The sequence below is a fragment of the Methanogenium marinum genome (assembly GCF_028912405.1).
GTDB lineage: Archaea > Halobacteriota > Methanomicrobia > Methanomicrobiales > Methanomicrobiaceae > Methanogenium > Methanogenium marinum.
In genome coordinates this window covers 1581826-1604020 of the sequence record NZ_JAKELO010000002.1, presented here as the reverse complement: position 1 = coordinate 1604020, position 22195 = coordinate 1581826, and the positions used below count along the sequence as shown (strand labels likewise).

Annotated in this window: 19 protein-coding genes and 1 tRNA gene; 8 read left to right on the top strand and 12 right to left on the bottom strand. The window is 48.2% G+C overall.

Annotation, left to right across the window (positions count from 1 at the left end):
- Positions 1–87: 87 nt before the first annotated feature.
- From ppk1 to L0665_RS08025, 5 genes are all read right to left on the bottom strand, one after another.
- On the bottom strand, positions 88–2211 hold the full coding sequence (gene ppk1, locus L0665_RS08045) for a polyphosphate kinase 1 (protein ID WP_274925173.1): 2124 nt from the start codon (positions 2209–2211) through the stop codon (positions 88–90).
- 14 nt (positions 2212–2225) lie between these two features.
- On the bottom strand, positions 2226–2879 hold the full coding sequence (gene phoU, locus L0665_RS08040; RefSeq protein WP_274925172.1) for a phosphate signaling complex protein PhoU: 654 nt from the start codon (positions 2877–2879) through the stop codon (positions 2226–2228).
- A 1-nt stretch (position 2880) separates the two neighbouring features.
- Complete coding sequence (gene pstB, locus L0665_RS08035; protein WP_274925171.1) at positions 2881–3642, bottom strand: phosphate ABC transporter ATP-binding protein PstB; 762 nt, start codon at positions 3640–3642, stop codon at positions 2881–2883.
- A gap of 3 nt (positions 3643–3645) precedes the next feature.
- Positions 3646–5499: a phosphate ABC transporter permease PstA gene (gene pstA, locus L0665_RS08030; protein WP_420847049.1), complete on the bottom strand. Its 1854-nt coding sequence runs from the start codon at positions 5497–5499 to the stop codon at positions 3646–3648.
- Between the two features lie 145 nt (positions 5500–5644).
- Positions 5645–6490 (bottom strand): phosphate ABC transporter substrate-binding protein, encoded by an 846-nt coding sequence (locus tag L0665_RS08025; protein WP_338036428.1) that lies wholly within the window; start codon positions 6488–6490, stop codon positions 5645–5647.
- A gap of 166 nt (positions 6491–6656) precedes the next feature.
- On the opposite strand from L0665_RS08025, the gene L0665_RS08020 reads away from it, so the two are divergent.
- Positions 6657–7673, top strand: a complete 1017-nt coding sequence (locus tag L0665_RS08020) for a phosphate uptake regulator PhoU (RefSeq protein WP_274925168.1) — start codon at positions 6657–6659, stop codon at positions 7671–7673.
- A gap of 192 nt (positions 7674–7865) precedes the next feature.
- Positions 7866–7937 (top strand) — tRNA-Ile (locus tag L0665_RS08015).
- 219 nt (positions 7938–8156) lie between these two features.
- Here the strand turns inward: L0665_RS08015 and L0665_RS08010 are convergent.
- Both L0665_RS08010 and L0665_RS08005 read right to left on the bottom strand, forming a co-directional pair.
- Positions 8157–8804, bottom strand: a complete 648-nt coding sequence (locus L0665_RS08010; protein WP_274925167.1) for a DUF2238 domain-containing protein — start codon at positions 8802–8804, stop codon at positions 8157–8159.
- 486 nt (positions 8805–9290) lie between these two features.
- Positions 9291–9941 carry a DUF2238 domain-containing protein gene (locus L0665_RS08005; protein ID WP_274925166.1) on the bottom strand — a complete coding sequence of 217 codons (651 nt, stop codon included), beginning with the start codon at positions 9939–9941 and terminating at the stop codon, positions 9291–9293.
- 146 nt (positions 9942–10087) lie between these two features.
- Here L0665_RS08005 and L0665_RS08000 point away from each other — a divergent pair, with 146 nt between their 5' ends.
- A complete protein-coding gene (locus L0665_RS08000; protein WP_274925738.1) occupies positions 10088–11011 on the top strand; it encodes a bile acid:sodium symporter family protein in 924 nt (307 codons plus the stop codon).
- 18 nt (positions 11012–11029) lie between these two features.
- Here the strand turns inward: L0665_RS08000 and L0665_RS07995 are convergent, their stop codons facing one another.
- Together L0665_RS07995 and L0665_RS07990 are read right to left on the bottom strand one after the other, a co-directional pair.
- A complete protein-coding gene (locus L0665_RS07995; RefSeq protein WP_274925165.1) occupies positions 11030–11170 on the bottom strand; it encodes a hypothetical protein in 141 nt (46 codons plus the stop codon).
- A 39-nt stretch (positions 11171–11209) separates the two neighbouring features.
- Positions 11210–12058 carry a hypothetical protein gene (locus L0665_RS07990; RefSeq protein ID WP_274925164.1) on the bottom strand — a complete coding sequence of 283 codons (849 nt, stop codon included), beginning with the start codon at positions 12056–12058 and terminating at the stop codon, positions 11210–11212.
- Between the two features lie 222 nt (positions 12059–12280).
- Here L0665_RS07990 and L0665_RS07985 point away from each other — a divergent pair, with 222 nt between their 5' ends.
- On the top strand, positions 12281–12871 hold the full coding sequence (locus tag L0665_RS07985) for a GNAT family N-acetyltransferase (RefSeq protein WP_274925163.1): 591 nt from the start codon (positions 12281–12283) through the stop codon (positions 12869–12871).
- Between the two features lie 247 nt (positions 12872–13118).
- Positions 13119–14678, top strand: coding sequence for an MFS transporter (locus tag L0665_RS07980; protein WP_274925162.1), 1560 nt, complete (start codon positions 13119–13121; stop codon positions 14676–14678).
- A 232-nt stretch (positions 14679–14910) separates the two neighbouring features.
- Here L0665_RS07980 and L0665_RS07975 read toward each other — a convergent pair whose 3' ends face one another.
- Entirely contained in the window at positions 14911–15552 is a 642-nt protein-coding gene (locus tag L0665_RS07975) for an NAD(P)H-dependent oxidoreductase (RefSeq protein ID WP_274925161.1), read from the bottom strand.
- Positions 15553–15671: 119 nt separating this feature from the next.
- Here L0665_RS07975 and L0665_RS07970 point away from each other — a divergent pair, with 119 nt between their 5' ends.
- The gene (locus L0665_RS07970) at positions 15672–16241 is read left to right on the top strand and encodes a Yip1 family protein (protein ID WP_274925160.1); all 570 of its coding nucleotides are present in this window, start codon (positions 15672–15674) and stop codon (positions 16239–16241) included.
- A 189-nt stretch (positions 16242–16430) separates the two neighbouring features.
- On the opposite strand, the gene recQ is transcribed toward L0665_RS07970, so the two are convergent.
- A complete protein-coding gene (gene recQ / locus L0665_RS07965; protein WP_274925159.1) occupies positions 16431–18281 on the bottom strand; it encodes a DNA helicase RecQ in 1851 nt (616 codons plus the stop codon).
- Positions 18282–18465: 184 nt separating this feature from the next.
- Between recQ and L0665_RS07960 the strand changes: the two genes are divergently transcribed.
- Positions 18466–19074 carry a YIP1 family protein gene (locus L0665_RS07960; RefSeq protein ID WP_274925158.1) on the top strand — a complete coding sequence of 203 codons (609 nt, stop codon included), beginning with the start codon at positions 18466–18468 and terminating at the stop codon, positions 19072–19074.
- A gap of 194 nt (positions 19075–19268) precedes the next feature.
- Here the strand turns inward: L0665_RS07960 and L0665_RS07955 are convergent, their stop codons facing one another.
- Positions 19269–20075, bottom strand: a complete 807-nt coding sequence (locus tag L0665_RS07955) for a methyltransferase domain-containing protein (RefSeq protein WP_274925157.1) — start codon at positions 20073–20075, stop codon at positions 19269–19271.
- 181 nt (positions 20076–20256) lie between these two features.
- Here L0665_RS07955 and cooS point away from each other — a divergent pair, with 181 nt between their 5' ends.
- A complete protein-coding gene (gene cooS / locus L0665_RS07950) occupies positions 20257–22158 on the top strand; it encodes an anaerobic carbon-monoxide dehydrogenase catalytic subunit (RefSeq protein ID WP_274925156.1) in 1902 nt (633 codons plus the stop codon).
- Positions 22159–22195 lie beyond the last annotated feature (37 nt).

Sequence of the window (22195 nt, the reverse complement as noted above, 5' to 3'; positions counted from 1 at the left end):
CCAAATTTACTGTTAAAATAGAGATTTAAGACCCATAATGCAAAATCATAATGATTTTGAAATTCACCTGCCCTAAACCGTTACACATTACCCGGAGACATTCCATTCACCACGATGATCAACCATCCACTGCTGTGCATCACACGGCGAATTCTTCTCTGATTTCATCCTGACATACAAACCGTCTGTACCCTGCATCCGGGCATTCTCAGTGTCTGAACAATGAACACGGAGAATGGAGAGAAAACGGTCTTTCATCTCCGGACGGGTAACCGGATAAAGCACCTCCACACGACGTTCCAGGTTCCGGGGCATGAGATCCGCACTCCCCGAGAGAACAATATCCTTACCACCCTGATGGAAATAGTATATTCGGGAATGTTCCAAAAACCTCCCAACGATGGAGGAATTCATAATATTCTCAGAAACACCGGGGACACCGGGAACCAGACTGCATAAGCCCCTCACCTGAAGAGTGACCTTCACACCGGCTGCAGAGGCACGGTACAGTGCAGAGATACAGTCGGGGTCAGACAACTGGTTAATCTTAATGATGATATGTCCATTCCCACTCATTTCATGACAGGCAATCTCCTCATCAATCAGGTCAATAATTGCCTCTTTCATGGTGGAATTTTTTCCGAATGATACCAGAAGGCTTCGATACTGACGAATTCCCGGTGGTCCGGTAAGTGCATTGAAGAGATCCCGTACATCTGATGCGATATCAGGATCGGATGTGAAATACCCGATATCGGTGTAGATGCGGGCGGTCGCACTATTGTAATTTCCACTTCCAAGGTGCACATACGTCCGTATCTTCCCCTTCTCACGCCGGACTATCATGCACATCTTCACATGAACCTTCAGGCCGACAATGCCATAAACCACATGCACACCCGCTTCTTCCAGTGCCCGTGCCCAGATGATGTTATTCTTCTCGTCAAACCTCGCCTTCAGTTCAACGACAACAGAAACCTGTTTTCCGGCATTGCGGGCATCGATCAGCGTATCAATGATAGGAGAGTCCTCTCCAATCCGGTAGAGCGTCAGTTTGATTGCAAGCACATCCGGGTCTGCCGCTGCCTGCCGGAGAAAGGTGATGACGGGAGTAAAACTCTCATACGGATGACAGAGCATGACATCACGGGACCGAATAACCTGAAACATATCGGCCCCGTCCTCAAAGAAAGACGGCACCGACGGCATGAATGGCTTGTCCTTCAGGTCAGGACGGTCAATTGAACAGAGCTCTGAAAGGTCAGACGCCCTCAGCGGATCGCAGAGGGAATACAGGTCTTCCGAGGGAACGTTCATATGGGATGCAAGGACAGTCCGCACCCAGGACGGAGTTGATTCACGCATTTCCAGACGAACAACACGCCCCACCCGACGGTTGACGACATTGCGTTCAATCGCAGTCAGGAGGTCAGATGCTTCATCTACTTCAATCTCAAAATCAGCGTCACGTGTCACAGAGAAAGGATACGTAGTGATAGCATCTTCTTCCGGAAAGAGCAGCCTGATGTTCGCTGCGATGAGGTCTTCTAAGAAAACAAAATGATATTCCTTTCCGGCATCGGGATTGCCAGAGTCGGCCACTGCACCGGGTGGGATACGGATCAGGCGGGAGAGCGTCTCTACCGGAACTTTGACGCGGGAGAAAATATGGTTTTCACCATCCCGGTGCAGGACGACAGCCAGATTGAGACTGAGATTTGATATCCGTGGAAAGGGATGACCGGCATCCAGTGCCATCGGTGTCAGAACGGGAAATATCTGCTCTTCAAAGATAGTCGAAAGGACAGCCGCTTCTTCCGGACGGAGGTCATCACAGCTCCTGATAAAGATACCTTCCTGATTAAGCCCTGGCAGGAGATCATCAGTCCAGCAGGCGTGTGCCTCGTCCATCAGGGCACCGGTGGATGTACGGATGGCGGCAAGTTGTTCAGATGGAGTCATGCCGTCCGGCGGTGCTTCCAGTACACCACCCCGCGTCTGACGTCTCAGGCCGGCAACCCGAATCATCACAAATTCATCAAAATTACTGGAAAATATGGAGAGAAATTTAACCCGTTCAAGAAGAGGGTGGCGGTTGTCCCACGCCTCTTCGAGCACCCGCCGGTTGAACTCCACCCACGAGAGTTCACGGTTGAAAAAGAGCCGATGGCTGTTGTTTTCAGTACCATCAGATATTGCTCTCTCTTCCATATTACCTCCAACCGTTACCGGATCTCAACACGGGCGCCTTCCACCATGAAGTATATTTTCTCTGCCATAATACAGGCATAGTCTCCGCATCGTTCCAGATGGCGTGAGACGGTAATACACATAATACCACGGTGAATATTACGGGGGTCTTCCATCATATAGGTAAGGCATTCACGGAATATACCGGTCCTCATCGCATCAACCTTATCATCCCGCCGCCCCAGTGAATCAAGGTCCATCACGGTGGATATACGAAATGCCCTGATGATATCCTCAAGCATGCCCACAACCATATCAGACATCACCCAGAGACTTTGTATCGATACATTCAGGCCGTCATTCAGGTCTTCGAGCACATTCTTTGCAATGTCCTTGCCCATTCTCCCGATACGGTACAGAGAATAGTTCATCACATTATAACAGACAATCCTCCTGAGGTCATCTGCCACAGGATGATAGAGCGTAAATACCCGCATAATCCGCTCTTCTATCTCCTCATGCATTTCAGACAGGATATTTTTTCTATCCATGATATCATTTCCAAGCACGATGTCCGTTGTTTTCAGGCATGTCATCCCATCGGTGAGCATGCCCAGCGAATGCTCTGCCATTGTCAGAATGCGTGCCTGTATTGAATCCAGTTCCGCGTGAAACGCCTCAAAAGTCATATTATCCAAACCTCCCGGTAATGTAGTTATTTGTCAGTTCCTTCTCCGGATTCTCAAAGATTTTTGCAGTCTCCCCGGTCTCAATGAGCTCTCCCATGTACATGAACCCGGTATAATCACTCACCCGTGCCGCCTGCTGCATGGAATGTGTTACAATGATTACGGTATATTGGCTTTTTAGCTCCTCCATGAGAGATTCAATCTTTGCTGTCGCGATCGGGTCCAATGCAGAACAGGGCTCATCCATTAAGATAACATCCGGATTCACCGCGAGGGTACGAGCTATACAGAGACGCTGTTGCTGTCCACCGGAAAGGCCCATTGCAGATGCACTGAGGCGATCTTTGACCTCGTCCCAGAGAGCGGCTTTCCTGAGACTCTCTTCGACAATTTGTTCAAGGGTTTTCCTGTCACGGATGCCATGCATCCGCGGGCCATAGGTGATATTGTCATAGATGGACTTGGGAAACGGATTCGGGCGCTGGAATACCATGCCAACCTGTTTTCTGAGATGCACCGGGTCGATTGCCGGGCCATACAGATCCGTTCCGTGATAGGATATTCCCCCTTCTATTCTACAGGAGGGGATAAGGTCATTCATGCGGTTTAAACACCGCAGAAGAGTGGATTTACCACATCCTGAGGGTCCGATAAGGGATGTGATTGTCTTTTCCGGGAAACTGATTGTGACATTGGTTAATGCCTGATTGTCTCCATACCAGAGATTGACTCCCTGTGTTTCAATTACTGCTGAGGTGTCCATTGTTTACCACCGGATACTTTTCTGATAATGTGTTCTGACTGCGATTGCAACGAGATAAATGCCTACCACCATTGTTATGAGCACCAGTGCAGTGCCATACTGATTGGTCTCTGCACCCGGCACATTGGTCGCAAGGATGTAGAGATGATAGGGAAGAGCCATCACCGGATCAGATAGTGACGACGGAAGGTAGCGTGATGAGAAGACAACTGCGGTGAACATGATAGGTGCTGTTTCACCTGCGGCACGCCCGATTGAAAGAATGGCACCAGTGATAATGCCAGGTATCGCGGGCGGAATGACCACCCGCGAGATGGTCTGCCACTGGGTGGCGCCCAAGGCAAGACTGCCTTCCCGGAAGGATGTGGGGACGCTCCTGAGCGCTTCTTCGGTCGTCCGGATTACTGTCGGAAGAACCATCAGGGCGAGGGTGATTTGTCCCGCAATAAGGCTGATACCTAAGTTCAGGTATAACACCAGAAACGAGAACCCGAACAGACCGAATACAATGGAAGGAGTACCATTCAGGAGGTCCACTCCGGTCCGGATTAATTTCGTGAGGATATTTTCCCGGGTGTACTCGATGAGATAGATGGCCGCACCAACCCCAATAGGGAGCGCAATTGCGATTGCACCCGTTACCAGGTAGAGTGTACCGATGATCGCGGGGAAGATACCGCCCTCACGCCCGAGTGCACGTGGTGCGGTGGTTAAAAATTCCCAGTTTATTGCAGGCAGACCGTTTATCACAATATACCCGAGAATGATGGCAAGCGCTGCAAGCACCACAGCGATAGCCACATACAGCAGAGAAAACGCTATATTCTGCTGGTGCCGCGGCTGAATATGTGATGGAATATACCACAATGCAGCACCGATAAGAGCGAAGACCAACGCCACCAGTGGCGATACAAAAAAAGCCACCAAAAGAAGGATAAAGGCCACCGCTGCAATTTTCAGGTTTTGCTGATAACGGGCGAGGAGTGCAGACAATCTGCCTGGGCCTTTGCCTGACCCGGTCTGTTTTGCATGAATGTGCCCAAGGATTACCGTTGCCGAGAGATTGACTGCGAGGGTAATGAGAAGGAGGAGCAGGGCAACACCAAAGAGGGCATGATAATGGGCACTGCCGATGGCAGTCTCTCCCATTTCTATTCCCAGTGTGCCGGTGAGGGTGCGTATGGGAGAGAGAACATTATAGATGGGGTCAGGAATGATGGCTGCATTGCCGGTCACCATTAAAACAGCCATCGTCTCACCGACCGCACGACCGATTCCGAGGATGAGTGCTGCGGTGATGCCGGAAAGAGCAGAGGGGACAATCACCTGTGAGATGGTCTGCCAGCGGGTGGTTCCTAACGCAAGAGAACCTTCGCGATACTCTTTCGGAACTGCTGAGATGGCATCCTCCGAGACACTGATGATCGTTGGGAGGGCCATAATCCCCAGAAGGACTGAACCTGCAAGCCATGTCTCACCGGTAGGGATGTCAAAGTTCACCCGGATGAAATCGGTGAGGACAATCAGGCCGAAAAAACCATACACAACAGACGGGATACCAGCCAGAAGCTCAGTTGCAGGCTTGAATACTGCCTTTAAACGAGGTGAGGCCAGTTCTGCGATGACAATCGCACATGCTATTCCCAGAGGGGCTGCGATGACCATTGCACCGATGGTCACAAGAACGGTTCCAATCCACAACGGAAGAGTCCCATATGCCGGTATCGCGCCGGTCGGATTCCAGGTCGTGCCAAAGAGAAACTCCACGGGGGAAACCGTTGCAAATATCGGAATACCATCAATGACCAGAAATGCCAGAATAAAGAATACGGTGAGCACACCGAAGACTGCTGTCATAAACCAGACAGAACGGATGAAGCGTTCTTTCAGGTATGAACTGCGGCCTGAGAAGAGCTCAGCTGATACTGCAGGAGTATCGTTTACCACGTGTTCGTTTTCCATAATACACCAAAAAAATGACTGGGAAGGGTGCCAGGTTTATTCAGACTACCGGAACAAAGCCTTCTTTGAGGACAAGTGCCTGAACTTCAGAGCTCATGATGAATGCAAGGTAATCTGCAGAAAGACCTTCAGCTTCACCCATTGTGAACATGTTGAGGCCACGTGCGATGGGGTAAACACCTGATATGACAGTTTCAACGCTTGCATCGACGTTGGTGCTACCAATATTGACAGGAACTGCCTTCACGGTTGCATCAATGTAGCCAAGTCCCACGTAGCCGATTGCGCCGGGGGTCTGTGCAACGGTCTGGCGGACAGCACCATTCGAGTTCTTCTCAAGCTGCCCCATGGTGAAGTCTTCCTCGTCCATTACCGCTTCATGGAAGTATTCCCGGGTTCCTGAGGCACTGTCACGGCCGACAACGACGATTGTCTCATCGGGGCCCCCAACATCTTTCCAGTTAGTGGAATCTCCAAGATAGATGGACTTTATTTGTGCAACGCTGAGATCAGAAACCGTGTTAGACGGGTTGACGATGATTGCGATGGCATCCTTTGCAACGACATGCTGAACCAGTTCAGGGTACGCCTCAGATTCTGAAGATTTCAGGTCACGTGATGCCATACCAATGTCTGCCGTGCCTGCTCCAACAGCTTTCACACCAACGGATGAACCACCGCCGGAGACCTGAATGTCAGCCTCGGGGTGTGTGTCCATGTATGCTTCAGCCGCAAGTTGTGCAATCGGAAGAACGGTTGTTGAACCGGTCACAGAGATAGTCTTAGTCTCTGTCGGGGCAGGACCGGAGTCAGTACATCCGCAGACAAACGCTGTTAGAAGCAGAATTGCTGCCAGTGCAAATGCAATAGATGATTTCGAACGCATATTCATGATGGGTTTCCTCCACACCTAAAAGGTAAAAGAGCATATATAGTTTTGACCGACATTCAACATATAAAGAATATTCAAGTAATTACCCGAATATACAAAAAATACTAAATATATCCAATCGAGAAAAACAATATATCTAATACAGCCAAATACAGATGCAATGGCAGATATGGATATCCGTAAGGTTCAACGGAGTGGCGGGTCCTCGTTTATTGTTTCTCTTCCAAAAAAATGGGTTGATGCAACCAACATTCAGAAAAATGACCCGTTGGGCCTGATTATTCAGAATGACGGCACACTGCTTGTGACACCAAATACCACCGGTGTGCAGGTACAGAGAAAAAAGGTATTTACTGCTGATGCAGGGACTGACCAGACGCTCATTCTCCGCGAACTGGTGGGCGCATATATCTCAGGGTACACTGAAATTATGGTCCGTTCCCAACACCGTCTGCCCGCAGATATTATTGAACAGGTGCGGAATTTCACGGCAATGTCCATCGGGCAGGAGATTGTGGAGGAGACAGATACAGAAATTACCGTAAAAGATCTCCTCAACCCAACAGAGATGCCAATTGAAAACAGCCTGCGCAGAATGGCCATTATCGCAACCAAGATGAGTGAGGACGCAATCACTGCTCTGAAAGACCGGGATCAAACCCTTGCCAGTTCAGTCATTGAACGGGACGGGGATGTAGACCGCCTCCAGTGGCTGGTGGCCCGTCAGGTGAATCTGATTTTTTCTGACGTGAATCTCTCCCGGCGAATGGACATACCGGTTGAAACTGCATCCGTCTACATTCAGATCGCAAAAATAATTGAACGGATTGCAGACCATGCAACCAAAATAGCACGAAATGCTATTGAACTCACGGAATTTACAAATGAAAGTGGTATTAATGAAGCCATCCAGCGTGCAGAACATAATGCTATGGCAATCTTCCGGGCTACAATGGAGGCATTCCATTCCGGTGACCTTGAGAAAGCAAACGCAACCATCGGCCAGACGAAAAAACTTGAGGAACGCTGCCGGGAGGTAAGTCAGATGGCGCTCTCGTTTGATGCCATAAATGCCATTCATTTTGTCTATATCGCAGATTCACTCAGAAGAATGGGAGATTACTCGGCAGATATCTGTGAACATACCATCAACCACATTGTCGGAACCAGCGTCTGATAGCGAGGAAAAAGACAATATCCGGATCTTTCGGTTCTGTTTTTTAGGTTTTCACACCTGCATTGATGTGAAACCCACCAGACAAAAGAGAAGAATGGAAGCATAAACCAACCAAATCCAGTACCAAAATGACAAAAATTCTCAATACATTTTTACCCATTCATGACATAGAGAATATGCACATTTAATTTGGGGCCTGTAGCTTAGTGGTGGAGCGTCCGGCTCATAACCGGACGGTCATGCGTTCGAATCGCATCAGGCCCATTCATTTTTTTGGTTTTACCCGGTATGTGACACTGGTTTTTCCTTTCTCAAAATTCCTAAAACAGCACGGCACGAAATACCGTTTCGGAAAGATTCATACCAGCACAGATGCCAAAAAGAGAGTCGGGTCTGACAAAAATCAGTAAAACTAATTCATTTAAACCGATCCATTGAAAGTGAAAACAGAAAATATTATATTTGGATCATGGTGCGAACCAATCACTCTTCTTTGGTATTCCCGTTCAGTGATTCAATGACTTCATTTGCATTCAGTGATCCAACGACATCGGTTTTCTGGTGGTGACGGAAGTAAAAAACACCCAGAATGGCAACAATGACAGAGCCTGCAAGGACAAACATCATGTCAAGCATTGTGTCATTCAGACCATTCTGCATCAGACCACCAAGGGACCCGCCAAAGAAGGTGTCCATCAGAAACTCAAACATTTCCCAGAATGATCCAAAGGCAACCCCAAACATGATCATAAACCCGACAATGAACGGGGGAGTGAGGTTCATATTCCAGTAGCGGTCAAGGAAGATGACACCTAAAAAGCCGAGCAAGGCAACGGTGATGCCGGAGACCAGATGGGCAATCTTGTCATAATACGGGTAAAACAGATTATAATAACCCTGGACATAGCCGGCATTATGGAACCAGAGAGAAAGGGCAATCAGGAAAAAGACAAACCATGGAAAGTGAATATGCATTCGATGAACGATGATGAAAGGAATCATGGTCCCGATAAACATGATGAGTGCATTGAGAAACCCGCTGATATTCCCCATGAAAAAGGCATAGACACAGTTCAGACCAATGAGGACCTGAAAGAAGTATGCCAGATACATACCATACGGCGTGTCCATAACCGCCTATTACTACCAACGACCATAAATTCATTCCGTCAAAATAAATTTGTCATTCCTTCTTCGTTTAACGTCCAATTCCACAGATATTTCATACAAGCCGGGTAAAGGATCAATCTTCCCTCCCATACGTTTCTCCAAATGGGTTTTTCCTTCCATCACCGGTTTCACCCTTCCCCAAAATTCCCCTAAGGTTTTTGGGTCCATTTCCAGCCATGTGATGAAAAAAATGAAATCACGGATATAATATTCGAATCGGAAGAATTGGTTGCATGGTTCCCTTATCGGACATGAGGAGAACAGTTTCCTGCTTATTCGACTATACAGGGAAACGGTCTCCGGATGTTTCACAGCCGCGTAGCAAATCCGCAATTACCCGGGGTGTGCACCACTGCACGGAGAAAAAAGGATTCTTTGTAAGACCTCATTTTTTGAAATCGAACAGAAAAAAAGATTATTGTATCGTGTCATAGCAGAGAACAGACTTCATTCTTCTTTGACGTCCCCGTTCTTCAGTGAACTAAGGAGTTCATCTCCGTTCATTGACCCCACGATGTCCTCTTTGCGGTGGTGACGGAAGTAAAAAACACCCATAATGGCAACAATGACGGAGCCTGCAAGGACAAACATCATATCAAGCATGGTGTCATTCAGGCCGTTCTGCATCGGCCCGGCAAGGGATCCACCGAAAAATGTGTCCACCAAAAACTCGTATATCTCCCAGAATGCACCGAGTGCTACCCCAAACATAATGGTAAACCCAACGATGAAAGGGGCCGTGAGATTCATGTTCCAGTAGCGGTCAAGGAAGATAACACCCATAAAGCCAATAAGGGCGACCGTGGTGCCGGATACCAAATGGGCAATCTTGTCATAATATGGGTAGAACATCTCATAATAGCCCTGAATATAGCCGGCCGTATGGAACCACAGGGCGAGGGCAATCAGGAAGAAGACGAACCAGGGAAATTGAATGTTCATCCGATGGGCGATGAAGAAGGGAATCAGGGTTACGGCAAACATGATGAGTGCCGAGAAGAACCCCGCCATATTGCCGATAAAGAAGGCATAGATACAGTTCAGACCAATGAGGATCTGGAAGAAGTATGCCAGATACATACCGTATTGCTTTTCCATAGTATTCTATTTACTATCTACGGCTATAAATGCATACCACCATAGAAATTACACTCGTATTTCTCCCTTAAAGTCCAATTCCCCAGATTTTCAGACGAACGGGTAAACAGTAGAAATTATAGGGATGAGAGACCATCTCTGTGCAGATGCTTCCCGCCATTGGCCTGACACTGCCGCTTGAACTCTCCATTTATCTCTTTTTAGTGGCGACGATGTTTTCTATGGGCCTTAGCCTTACGATGCGAAAAATCGTTGAACCCCTTCAGCATCACCGCCGGCTGATGGGGATTGCCCTTTTTATCAACCTCATCCTCATCCCTCTCGCAGGCATCGCAGTTGTACGGCTTCTCCCAATGGACATAAATGTCGCTGCAGGCCTTCTTATTGTTGCCTGTGCACCGGGTTCAACGATTGGGCCAAAACTTGCGGAGTTTTCGAAGAGCAGTATATCACTTGCAATCAGCATCATGTTCTTTCTGAGTGTGTTAGCAATATTTACCACACCTGTCACTCTTACCCTCATCCTTCCGGGTGCCATCACAGAGCAAATTGACTTTTATTCGGTTATGACAACTCTTGTTATCCTTATTTTTCTGCCTATGGTCGCAGGGATGGCAATCACCTCCCGGTGCCGGAATTTCGCCGACCGAATACGAAAAAATGTGTTTTTATTCGCGAATCTCACAATTGTCATATTCGGCATTCTGTTTATCTGGGTACAGGTGACAGGAGAGGTCAGGTTCGTTGATTCATTTTATTCCGTCGGTATCAATGCCACACTGGCAGTCCTCATTTTGGTCGCATTCTCGATGCTGGGAGGCTATCTCCTTGGTGGCCCGGATAAATCCAACCGGCAGATGCTAGCCACCAGTTCTGCCAACAGAAATCTCGGCATATCCCTCCTCGTTGGAGCAAGTGCTCTTGCGGGCCATGGAGAGGCATTTCTAATAATCATTGTCTATGCAATTGTCCAGACGTTGGTATCTGGCTTGATTGCCGTGAAGTGGGGCCAGAAAGTGAGAAAAGAGGAGAGAAGGAAGCGAAAAGAGATGAAATTGAATGGAGAATGAGACAAATTAAAAACTATATTATCTTTTCCTTACAGCTTTTCCAGTTAAAGGATCAATCTCCCCCCTCATTAGTTTCTCCAAATGGGTTTTTTTTCTACCATCACCTGTTTCACCCTTCCTCATAACTCCTCTAAGAGTTTTTGGTTCTCTTGAAGCCATATGATAAAAAAAGAAATCCCAACATATAAATCAATCGGTTCATTCCTTACCAACCATTTGTAAAATTCCTTCTGGATTCTCAACAATAACCACAACATCTGAAAATTCACGTTTGATACCTGTAATAAATTCACAGAAATATTGCGATTCCAAATCAAATTTTGGATAAAAAAGCACAACAATTATTCTAGGATCGTAATGTATCCGATACCTTATTAATTTTTGACCTATATCGCGAACTTCTTTTTTTCGAGTTGGACCCTTAATTTCAATACATATATCCCCAATGACGATATCTGGCCGTGAAGAGCCCCTTTGATCCATATCATTTATTGCATTTGGATAAACACTTTTAAGCCATTGATGCAACTGATTATGATAATCCTCCTCTAATTCACGATTGTCACTAAATTGTCTTCTTCTGTTTTTATTATATCTAAATTGAAGAATTTTTTCAACAATTCCATTAAAATTATCCCAGTCATCATCATCTCCTTCATTAGAAAACAGCGATTCATTATTATTACCATTTAAATCCTTGAAAGGAGTCTTTGCAAAGTGATGCTTCTCATTTTTACTAAGAATTTCAAACTGATAAATCGAATTTCCACCATTAAAATAACAAAATAATCCTGCCAATACTAAAATCGCTATTGCAGCAATAAAAATCCAAGCCAAATTTAAAACAATAATGTTTATTGCACCATCAACAATAAAGGCAAATGGTGAATGCGGTATAAATGTGATTAAGGAACCCCAAAATATTGAGAATACTCCTGCAATTGGAATATTATTAAATTCCTCATAGATTCTTGCAGTTGGAATAATAATTATGAGGACCCAAAACACTATATAAATTGAATTCATCAATGGATTAATATCTATCATTTACTCTCATCCATACAATGCATATATTAAATATGGCATTATAATTTTCTAATTGAATTTCTTCATAATATCTGATTAGTTAATGAAATAGTGGGACAATAACCCAAAACAGGAACCGTCACACATTGGAGAGTTGTCGGAGGGAATAACTCCTCCCTTGCAAACAGACAATACCAAAATTTACCAAACCTTTTTTTCCATTCCTGCAAACACCAATAACAGATGCAGACCACCTGGACTTCGCCCTCCCTCACGTTCTCATACGTCACACTTGAAGACCTCACACCCATATCTGAGATGCTCACAAAGGAGACCGTCTGCCGCTGGCTCTTCTTTGGCCCGAACCTGCCGGAAGTCACCCATGCCTACTTCCTGCCCTTTTTGGATGAAAACGCTCTTGCACTGGCAGAAGACAGACTGCCCTCCAACTTTGTATTCACCATCCGGAACAGGAAAACGAAAGCCTTCATCGGCCAGTGTGCCCTCATTGCAGATGAATTTTCACCCGGAGCATACCTCGTCGGTTACCAGATAGACGACCCCTTCTGGAACAAAGGTATTGGGTCTGAAGCGGTCACATTTCTGATATGGTTTGCCTTCCGCATTGCAGGTGCTTACCGCCTGAACGCCGATACCGCCGCCGGAAATCAGGGTTCGGCGAGGGTGCTTGAGAAGGGAGGATTTGTCCCTGAGGGGCGACAGCGAAAATACTGGCATGCTCGGGGTGGGTACCATGACCGCCTTCTCTTCGGCCTTCTAACTGAAGAGGTCAAAGAAGATGTGCTTGCCACCCTTGACCGTTTGTTTTCCTGAGGTTTGGGACAAATAGAACAATCGAATCCGCCAGATGTTCATATAATTCCTGCACTTCATTCCTACGAATCTCACACAAAACAGGGCATTTTTTAAAAACTACGAAAAAATTCAGCATATTTTGAAATACGTATGGAAATTACGATTCCTTTCTCAGACCCTGCATTAATCGCCGCCCTCCTTCAAAACCTCCCGTCTGCAAAACTTTTAAATTGAAATACATTTACTACACAGCAGAAGTGACAGTATGAAATCCGGGGGGAATTTCAAATGGGGGGTACTCATCGTCATCTGCATGGCGGTCTTCATCATGGTCATCGATACGACCATTATGAATGTTTCAATCACAGCCCTTGTTCAGGATCTGAACACGACGGTGCCTGTTATTCAGGCAATAATCGCGATTTATGCTCTGGTGATGGCATCTTTCATGCTCATTGGTGGCAAACTTCAGGACGTTCTCGGACGCAAAAAGGCATTTCTTATTGGAGTTGCCATCTATGGCATTGGTACATTCACCGCCTCAATGAGCTGGAACGCAACCAGTCTTCTCATTGGCTGGGCCATCTTCGAAGGGTTGGGTGCAATCCTGATGATGCCTGCAACCACCACATTTCTGACCAGCACATACAGCGGGAAGGATCTGGCCTTCTCTTTCGGTATGTGGGGTGGCATCGGCGCCGCCGGTGCTGCGTTCGGTCCCATCCTCGGTGGATATCTAACTACCTTCTACAGCTGGCGCTGGGCCTTCCGAATCGAGCTCGTCATCGTCATTCTTATCCTCATTTTATCTTACCTCCTCACAGAGTCCCGCCCTACTCTCAAATGGCACGACCTTGACGTCATCGGCACCCTTCTCTCATTTTCCGGGCTCTTTGCCATTGTGATGGGAATCCTTCTCATGCGTAACTACGAGCTCTGGCAGTACATATCGACCCTTATCGGGGGGGGCCTTCTTATCATGGGAATCTTCTTCCTCTGGCAGAAGCGGCGTAAAAATAAGGGTCGTGTCCCCCTTGTCGATATCAGTATCTTCCGTAACCGGAGCTTTGTCCTTGGCAACACCATCGGCATCGTCCAGAACATCGCTTTCGCAGGATTCCTCTTCATCATCCCGGTATTCTACCAACAGGTAACCGGCATCAGCGCATTTGAAACAGGCATTCTCCTCCTCCCGATGTCAATTGCAGTCTTCATTTTCTCTTTAGGCGGTGCCCGCCTTTCCACCTTCATCAGCCCGAAACACCTCCTCATAACAGGCCTCATCCTGGGGATGGCAGGGTCATTCATGCTCAGGGGAATCTTTGGAATCGAAACAGGTTCCACTGAATTCATCCCTGGATCCATCGTATTCGGGATAGGTCTCGGAATCATCCTCTCACAGGTGACAAACCTCACCCTCTCTGCGGTACCGGACGAGCACTCCACAGATGCCGCAGGGGTTCTGAACACCCTTCGCCAGCTGGGCACCTCCCTTGGGACAGCCATCATCGGGGTAATTCTGCTCATCTTTATCTACACCGGGATTGCAGATGAGGTCGAACAGCAGGCGACGATCAGCGGGATCCCCGCCGAACAACTGACAACCGGGCTTCAGGGATGGGTCAATAAAATGCAGACCGGCAGCCCTGACCTCATTGTCCCGGACACGGTCCTTGCACAACTGGCAGAAATCGCCGACTCCGCTATCAGCGCCGGGATGCTTCACTGCTTTGATGTCATAACGTTCTCCCTTGGCATTGCGCTTATCGCTGCCCTCTTCCTCCCCCGAAAGGCACTCCAGTCAGAACCGGAAAAACAGACCTGACGGCATGGCGCTGTAGAAAGTACACACTCTTTTTGAGGTGGATGCCGGTACCGACAAACAGTTACCTGAATACATCCGTGAGCAACCTGCCTCACCACCTTTCCATCCGGTCATGTTCAGATCCGGTATGAGCACACGGATCTCATACCTGTAGAGTATGAACAACCAACAGAATAGTAAAAAAAAGAAAGATTACCCGAACTACCCGATTTGAATGAAACACGGCCGTTCATCACAGCAACCGCAGATACTCCTCATACCGTTCCAGCTCGGCATTGACCTGCAGATCATCCATGACACCTACATTAAATACATAGAACGTCGGCACAACCTCCATTCCACAGAACTCGATGGTATTGTGCCAAAGACTCATCAGGTGATGATTAATGTCACCGTGCGGCCCTCCTTCGCTGTAGAATTCCGGTGGTGACCCGGCTGTCGTTGATATCAGCGCCTTTTTTCCTGATAACAGACCTTCCTGGTAGAGTTTTCCCTCCGCCAGATTCACTGCAAAACCCTGTGCTAAAACACGGTCAATCCAGCCTTTCAGGATGGCGGGCGTTGAACTCCACCAGATGGGAAACTGGAAGATTAAGAGATCAGCCCACTTGACCTTGTGCATCTCCGCCTGGATATCCGGTGCCAGGGTGCCGTTTCTAACCCCTGCCATCTGTTCTCCCGGAACTGAGAAATAATCCCTGTTACAGGGTTTAAGAAAGTCATTCTGGTCAAGGACTGCCTTGAACTTCATTGCATAGAGATCTGAGACCTTCACCATATGGCCCGCATCCTGCAAAACGGAAACTGCCCGATCCTTCAATGCCGCATTCAGTGATGCGGGATAGGGATGGGCATAGATTATGAGAACATTCATTCACAACACCTCCATGTTCGATACGTCCCATTAATGAAACACAGGATGATGAAGGTTTCGCAGGGGAACAATTCCATTCCATCCAAATATTATTCACGGATTCAGTGCAAAGATAGGGCATGACTCAATCGTTCAGTGACCGCATCCGAACTTGTCTCTTCTCATTTGATCAGGGATTTGGCGAGTACCGGAACGAATCATTCAAAGATGCCTTTGTATTCTACCTGACACTTCTCTTTGCCTTCTCTGTCCTCATAACAATCGTTATTGCCGCTGGTCTCATAGCCTTTGGGCCCGAACTGGAGATACCCAATGCTGCCCTTCTCTTCATCATCCCGGCAGTATTTTTCGGGTCTCTGGTGGGAGGGATTATCTCTCTGTTTATCAGTGCTGCTGTCACCCACATATTCATTCTCCTCTTTAAGGGAACCGGCGGATACCTGGAGACAGTGCGGGCGGCGTGCTACTCCATGGTCCCGACTCTCTTAATTGGCTGGACCATCATCGGAGCATTCCTTACTCCCTACTGGGGAATGGCCATACAGGTTTTTGCCCTCCATGAATTCCATGGAGTATCAAAGTTAGAGGCAGTTCTTGCCGTATTCATCCCAGTTGCAGTCTTTGTCGCACTTTATTATATGTTCATCTTTGCGTTGGTGTTCAGCGCCATGATATTCAACACACTATAACCATTTTTCTGCTGCATAATGTGAGTAAGACCTGTGTTCATGCCAGCGTTCCGGACCATATCAGGCTGAAAAAACTGAATCGGGATGACATGCACCGGTTGCATGTCATCGTGATGAAAAGAGAAGGGGTGAAAAAGGTGTATCATCCACATAATTAAACCCATTTTGTGAGGACGTAGCTGAGGGGTCTCACTTTTTTGCACCAGACCTGGTGTCATTCGTGCCGGTGATGCCATTCTCGATACAGAAATTTGAGATGATGGTGGTGAAAATATCGCCATAAGAATTCCATTTCGCGACACCAACACCCTTTATATTCAGGAAATCGGCCTTTGTCTGAGGATAATATGCTGCCATCTCAATTAAGGACGGGTCGGTAAAGATCATATATTTGGGAAGTCCTGCACGCCGTGCGATATCATCCCTCTGCACACGGAGCAATGAAAACAGGGACTGATTATACCTGACATCAGAAAGATTACACTTCTCTCCACCATGAGATTTACCTCCTGTCTTCTTTGGTTTGCTGAGGAATATCGGGGCACCCGTTTGCCCGTTCAGATATGTTTTCCCTTCTTTAGAGAGTGAAACGACAGGATACCTCCTGCCGGAGCGGGTAAGATACCCCTGGAACACAAGTTCATCAACCCACTGCTCCAACTGTTTTTCAGATATCTCCACAACCGTTCCAAACGATTTCAATTTGCGAAATCTTAGGGATTCCATCTCTTTGGCAGATGAGCCGGAGAGAATCTGAACGATCTTTCCCCGCCCAAGTTGACCGTTCAGTTCACTGACACAGGCCAGAACCTTCCATGCATATTCTTTCGCATCAACTCTCGGATTTTCCTTCCGGCAATTGTCGCACATCTCACAGTTCTTCTGTTCATATTCCTCTCCAAAATAGGTCAGAAGGGCATGTCTTCTGCATACCGGAGACTCACAAAATCGTGTCAGTGAAAAGAGCTTTTTCTTCTGCACCTCCTTGTAATCCTTGTCAGAATCACCCTTATCGATGAGCCAGATCTGTTTTGCGGAGTCTCCTCGATTATAAAATAAAATACATTCGCTGTGCAGACCATCTCTCCCTGCCCGTCCGGTCTCCTGATAGTAGGATTCAATGTCTTTGGGCAGTTCATAATGAATGACAAACCGGATATCAGGTTTATTGATACCCATCCCGAAGGCAACCGTCGCACAGATAATCTGCGTTTTATCACGGACGAATGATTCCTGGTTTTTCCTCCGGACATTGTCCTTCAAACCGGCATGATACGGGAGAGACGATATTCCATTTTCTCGTAAGCATTGAGACAGTTCCTCTGTACTCTTCCGGGAAAAACAGTAGATGATTCCTGACTCATCCCGATGATTGTTCAGAAATGCAATTATTTCCCCTTTCGCATTTCCGGATTCACGAATTTCATAATTCAGGTTTGTCCGGTTGAAGGATCCAATAAGCACACACGGGTCTTTCAGATTCAGTTGCCGCACGATATCGTCTTTTACCTCACGGGTGGCAGTGGCTGTTACCGCGATGACCGGCACATCCGGCCAGGTCTTTTTTATCATCCGAAGTTTTCGGTAATCCGGGCGGAAATCATGGCCCCATCGGGAGATGCAGTGCGCTTCATCGATGGCAATGAGGGAGAGGGGAATGTTTTTCAGAAGACGGACAAACCGTTCGCTGACAAATCGTTCAGGTGAGACATATAAGAGGTGTATTTTGCCTTCCCGAATGGCAGTTTCCGTTCTCCTCTTCTCATCGGGAGTTGAATCACTGTTTAACGTCACTGCACGGATGCCTTTCTGGCAGAGATCATCCACCTGATCCTTCATAAGGGAGATTAAAGGGGAGACTACAATACCCAGTTTTTTCTCGTGAACCGGAAGGATCTGGTAGCAGAGAGATTTGCCACCTCCGGTCGCTTTCAGCAGCAGTACATCCTGCTTCAGGTAAATCGCTGATATTGCCTCAGTCTGCTGAGGAAGAAACGAGGAGTAACCCCAGTAATCTCTGAGGGTATCATACAGTGACATAACAAGTAGCAGGATATTATTTCATTTTCAGCAATAACATATCGGATTTGATCTGATCGATTGGTAAAGGATGGGTATACACGCCAGATCAGCACTGGGTTGACAGTGTTAAATCACCAACATTGTTCCCCACAATACCTTTTTCTCCCACAAATGAAAACGCATCAGCAGGTGAAACATTACCATGTCAAACGGATTTATCAATAAAGTGAAAGGATTCCTCCTTGATCCTACAGAGACACTGATTGCACACAGAGAAGAAAGTCTGGGGGATGCACTGCAGTATTTCATCACCTTCCTTGTAATCTACGGGGTACTGACCGGAATTATGCTCGGACTGCTTATGGGTATGGCAGGAGGAATGGCCGGTGCTGAAGCTGGAATGGGAGCCCTCGGCGTGGGCAGTCTTGCCGCATTAGGCACCCTCGGGATGGTCATTGCATCCATCATATTCGTCATCATATTCGGCGTCATCGCACTCTTCATCGGAAGTATCATCCTTCATATCTTCGTCTGGATAGCGGGCGGAAGAAAGGGTCTTACGACCACCATACGGGCTTTCATCTACTCCCTCACTCCGAACCTGATCTTCGGTTGGATTCCCTTTATTGGCCTTCTCGCAGGATTCTGGACACTTGCTCTTGAGATTCTCGCAATAAAAGAACTGCACGAAATATCCACCACACGGGCATTTATCGCAGTATTTTTACCAGCAATACTCCTCACAGTTCTTTCATTCTTCTTCCTTGCAGCACTCGTGGCTGCAACACCCGCCACCGCATATTATTATTAGAACGAATCAGGGATGTGACAGGAATCTCATCCTGCCCCACCAATATTTCCACAATTTAAGAATAAAGACAATTTATTCACTTAATTTCACTTTTTTGATCGTACCATGCAGCGTCAGTTTTCACCTCGTCTGCCTCTCAGGCTGGGTATATCCGCACGACCAAAGAGGCCCATCTCCGGATGATCCGGTCCCCCTCACTTCACCGCATTTGCTTTGAAAAAAGAATAAAACAACGTCCCACCCGGCTCTTTTGTCCGCCGGAGTGCGGAAATCCCTGCCTCCCAGCGAACTGGATCAGATATCCCTGCACGGAATGACGCCTCCCGCGAGGCCTCTACCATTGCAATGAATATTTTTTCGATAAATCCTTCCACCAGTTCCGGATGACCCGCATCCACATATACAGGGGCGGGTGTCACGGTGACCTCTGAAAAACCGGCATCTTTGAGCAGGGGATAGAGCCGCCGGCCAATATTTCCGTCCCCGCCGCTTCGGTGCTGGAGTTCAATCAGGCAGTCCACCACATGCCGGGCATCCGGACTCTCGGGATGGAAAATGGCAGACCCGTGATCCCCTTCAATGACCGTCACCGAACCACCCGGACGGAGGGCACGGCAGAGATTTTTGAGCGCTGCCTCCGGTTCGGGGATATGCTCCAGCACAAAACAGACAAAGATATGGTCCGCACTCTCCGGTGGCAGGTCAGTTGCTGCAAGATCGGCCTGGCGGAAGGTGACATTTCTATAACCAAAGGATTTCACCCGCTCCTCAGCCTGTGCGAGATAGGTCTCAGAGATATCTACCGAGAGAATCTCTGCCTCAGGAAACCGATGGGCAAGAATCACCGTCTGGGCACCGACACCGCACCCCGCCTCAAGGATCTGCGTGCCTGCCGGAAAATCCTCATCTGCGTGCAGAATTTCTTCCAGGGCAACTGATTGTTTAACGAGGCGGGAAGAGTCCTCTTCGCCATATCCATGGACATATGGATTTTTTGTCATATGTAAAACCTACTCCGGAGAGACTTTCGGACAATTTTTTCTTTCCGGGCAGCTCTTCCTGACACTACTATATTCCCCTCATCCTTTCAATCTTCCGCGAGATACACGAATTCCTACACTATCTTTTTTTACTCTGACAACGTGACTGAGACCCCATACCACTCTTGGGGGGGTGGAGCATATGGAAAAGAACAGAATATCATACCATGAATCGGTCGTGCAGATGTACAAACATCTACAGGAAGACGGGATGAGTAATGTATGGGACCGCTATGAAGCACAGGGATTCGGGGACCCTGACACACGGTGTGCCTTCTGCACCGCAGGGGCACGCTGTGACCTTTGCTCAAACGGGCCCTGCCGGGCAGATGCAGAGAAAGATAAGCGGGGTGTCTGCGGCATCAGTGCAGACGCGATGGCAATGCGGATGATGCTCTTACGCAATGTCATGGGAACAACCACCTATCATTACCACACCGATAAAACTGTACATACTCTCCGGGAGACGGCGAAAGGGAATACATCATTTACCATTATATCCCCGGAAAAACTCAGGAATTTCGCAGGACGCCTTGGGGTGTCGCCGGACGGAACTGACGAAGAGGTGGCACTCAGGGTCTGTGACATGGTCGAAAAGGACTTCTCCCGCCCGGTCACCGAACCAAGTGAAGTCGTCCGCCGCCTGGCACCACCAGAACGGCAGGAGACCTGGGCAAAACTCGGCATCTTTCCGGGCGGTATCCACCCGGAGATTATGAACGCCACCGGATCATGCCTCACAAATGTGGACAGTTCGTATGTGAGCCTCGCTCTCAAGGCGATGCGCCTCTCCGTTGCAATGGCATATCAGAGCCAGATTGTCTGTGAATATCTGCAGGATGTGCTCTTCGGGATTCCCGAACCGCATACAGTGAACGTTGACCTTGGGGTGCTTGACCCGGATTATGTGAACATTCTCCCGAACGGGCATGAACCATTCCTCGGGTTTGCCCTTATCGAAGCGGCACGCAACCCGACATGGCAGAAAAAAGCACAGGATGCAGGGGCAAAAGGCATCCGTATCATCGCAAATATTGAGACCGGACAGGAGATGATCCAGCGCTGGAAGACCGATGACGTATTCTGGGGCTATACCGGCAACTGGATCATGCAGGAGGCAATCCTTGCAACAGGTACAATTGACGTCTTTGTCGCGGACATGAACTGTTCCCTGCCCCTTGATCCCCTGTATGCTGAAAAATACCGGTTCCACCTGCTGCCGGTCTCCGATCTTGTGGCCTTTGAAGGCATTGACGAACGCCTGAATTATGTACCTGCAGAGGCACACGAACAGGCTGAAAAAATTCTCGCCATGGGAATTGAGAACTATCCCATCCGACGGCGGGACGTGACGCCTGTCACCGGCCTTCCCACCCGTGAGGCAGTGGTCGGGTTCTCACCGGAGAGTATTACCGCAGCCCTCGGAGGATCGCTTGACCCGCTCCTTAACCTCATCAAAGACGGCACCATCCGGGGCATTGTTGGCCTTGTATCCTGCACCACCCTGCGTGACTCCGGCCAGGATGTGCACTCAGTCGCTGTCGCAGAGGCACTTATTAAACGAAACCTGCTCGTTCTTTCGATGGGTTGCGGCAATGCGGCAATGCAGGTTGCCGGTCTTTGCGTACCGGAGGCTGCCACAAAGGCAGGGGACGGACTCCGGGGTGTATGTGAGTCACTGGGCATTCCGCCGGTTCTTTCGTACGGAACCTGCACTGACACCGGCAGATGTGCTGACCTTGTATTTGCGGTCTCCGAGGCCCTTGGCGGGGTGCCGATTCCCGACCTGCCTGTCGCTGTGGCAGCACCGGAATACATGGAGCAGAAAGCTACCATCGATGCCATCTTTGCGCTGGCATTCGGTCTCTATACCTACGTCAACCCTATCCCCACCGTCACTGGTGGCCCGAAACTGGTGAAGCTACTGACCGAAGATTTGAAGGATGTGACGGGAGGCCTCCTCAGTGTCGAACCGGATGCAGAAAAGGCAGCAGATGGCATTCTTGCACACATCGAAGGGAACCGGACAAAATTAGGGATCTAATCCTTACTCAGTCACAAATTCATTCACGAATCCCCCT

Excerpts from the sequence above, each read along its gene's own strand:
- cooS (WP_274925156.1), top strand. The coding sequence starts at position 20,257 with ATGGAAAAGAACAGAATATCATACCATGAATCGGTCGTGCAGATGTAC.
- L0665_RS08010 (WP_274925167.1), bottom strand. The coding sequence starts at position 8,804 with ATGGACACGCCGTATGGTATGTATCTGGCATACTTCTTTCAGGTCCTC.
- L0665_RS07970 (WP_274925160.1), top strand. The coding sequence starts at position 15,672 with ATGACTCAATCGTTCAGTGACCGCATCCGAACTTGTCTCTTCTCATTT.
- pstB (WP_274925171.1), bottom strand. The coding sequence starts at position 3,642 with ATGGACACCTCAGCAGTAATTGAAACACAGGGAGTCAATCTCTGGTAT.
- ppk1 (WP_274925173.1), bottom strand. The coding sequence starts at position 2,211 with ATGGAAGAGAGAGCAATATCTGATGGTACTGAAAACAACAGCCATCGG.
- L0665_RS07990 (WP_274925164.1), bottom strand. The coding sequence starts at position 12,058 with ATGATAGATATTAATCCATTGATGAATTCAATTTATATAGTGTTTTGG.
- L0665_RS07955 (WP_274925157.1), bottom strand. The coding sequence starts at position 20,075 with ATGACAAAAAATCCATATGTCCATGGATATGGCGAAGAGGACTCTTCC.
- pstA (WP_420847049.1), bottom strand. The coding sequence starts at position 5,499 with ATGACAGCAGTCTTCGGTGTGCTCACCGTATTCTTTATTCTGGCATTT.
- L0665_RS08005 (WP_274925166.1), bottom strand. The coding sequence starts at position 9,941 with ATGGAAAAGCAATACGGTATGTATCTGGCATACTTCTTCCAGATCCTC.
- L0665_RS08025 (WP_338036428.1), bottom strand. The coding sequence starts at position 6,490 with ATGCGTTCGAAATCATCTATTGCATTTGCACTGGCAGCAATTCTGCTT.
- L0665_RS07960 (WP_274925158.1), top strand. The coding sequence starts at position 18,466 with ATGTCAAACGGATTTATCAATAAAGTGAAAGGATTCCTCCTTGATCCT.
- L0665_RS08000 (WP_274925738.1), top strand. The coding sequence starts at position 10,088 with ATGCTTCCCGCCATTGGCCTGACACTGCCGCTTGAACTCTCCATTTAT.
- L0665_RS07980 (WP_274925162.1), top strand. The coding sequence starts at position 13,119 with ATGAAATCCGGGGGGAATTTCAAATGGGGGGTACTCATCGTCATCTGC.
- L0665_RS07975 (WP_274925161.1), bottom strand. The coding sequence starts at position 15,552 with ATGAATGTTCTCATAATCTATGCCCATCCCTATCCCGCATCACTGAAT.
- recQ (WP_274925159.1), bottom strand. The coding sequence starts at position 18,281 with ATGTCACTGTATGATACCCTCAGAGATTACTGGGGTTACTCCTCGTTT.
- L0665_RS08020 (WP_274925168.1), top strand. The coding sequence starts at position 6,657 with ATGGCAGATATGGATATCCGTAAGGTTCAACGGAGTGGCGGGTCCTCG.
- L0665_RS07985 (WP_274925163.1), top strand. The coding sequence starts at position 12,281 with ATGCAGACCACCTGGACTTCGCCCTCCCTCACGTTCTCATACGTCACA.
- phoU (WP_274925172.1), bottom strand. The coding sequence starts at position 2,879 with ATGACTTTTGAGGCGTTTCACGCGGAACTGGATTCAATACAGGCACGC.
- L0665_RS07995 (WP_274925165.1), bottom strand. The coding sequence starts at position 11,170 with ATGGCTTCAAGAGAACCAAAAACTCTTAGAGGAGTTATGAGGAAGGGT.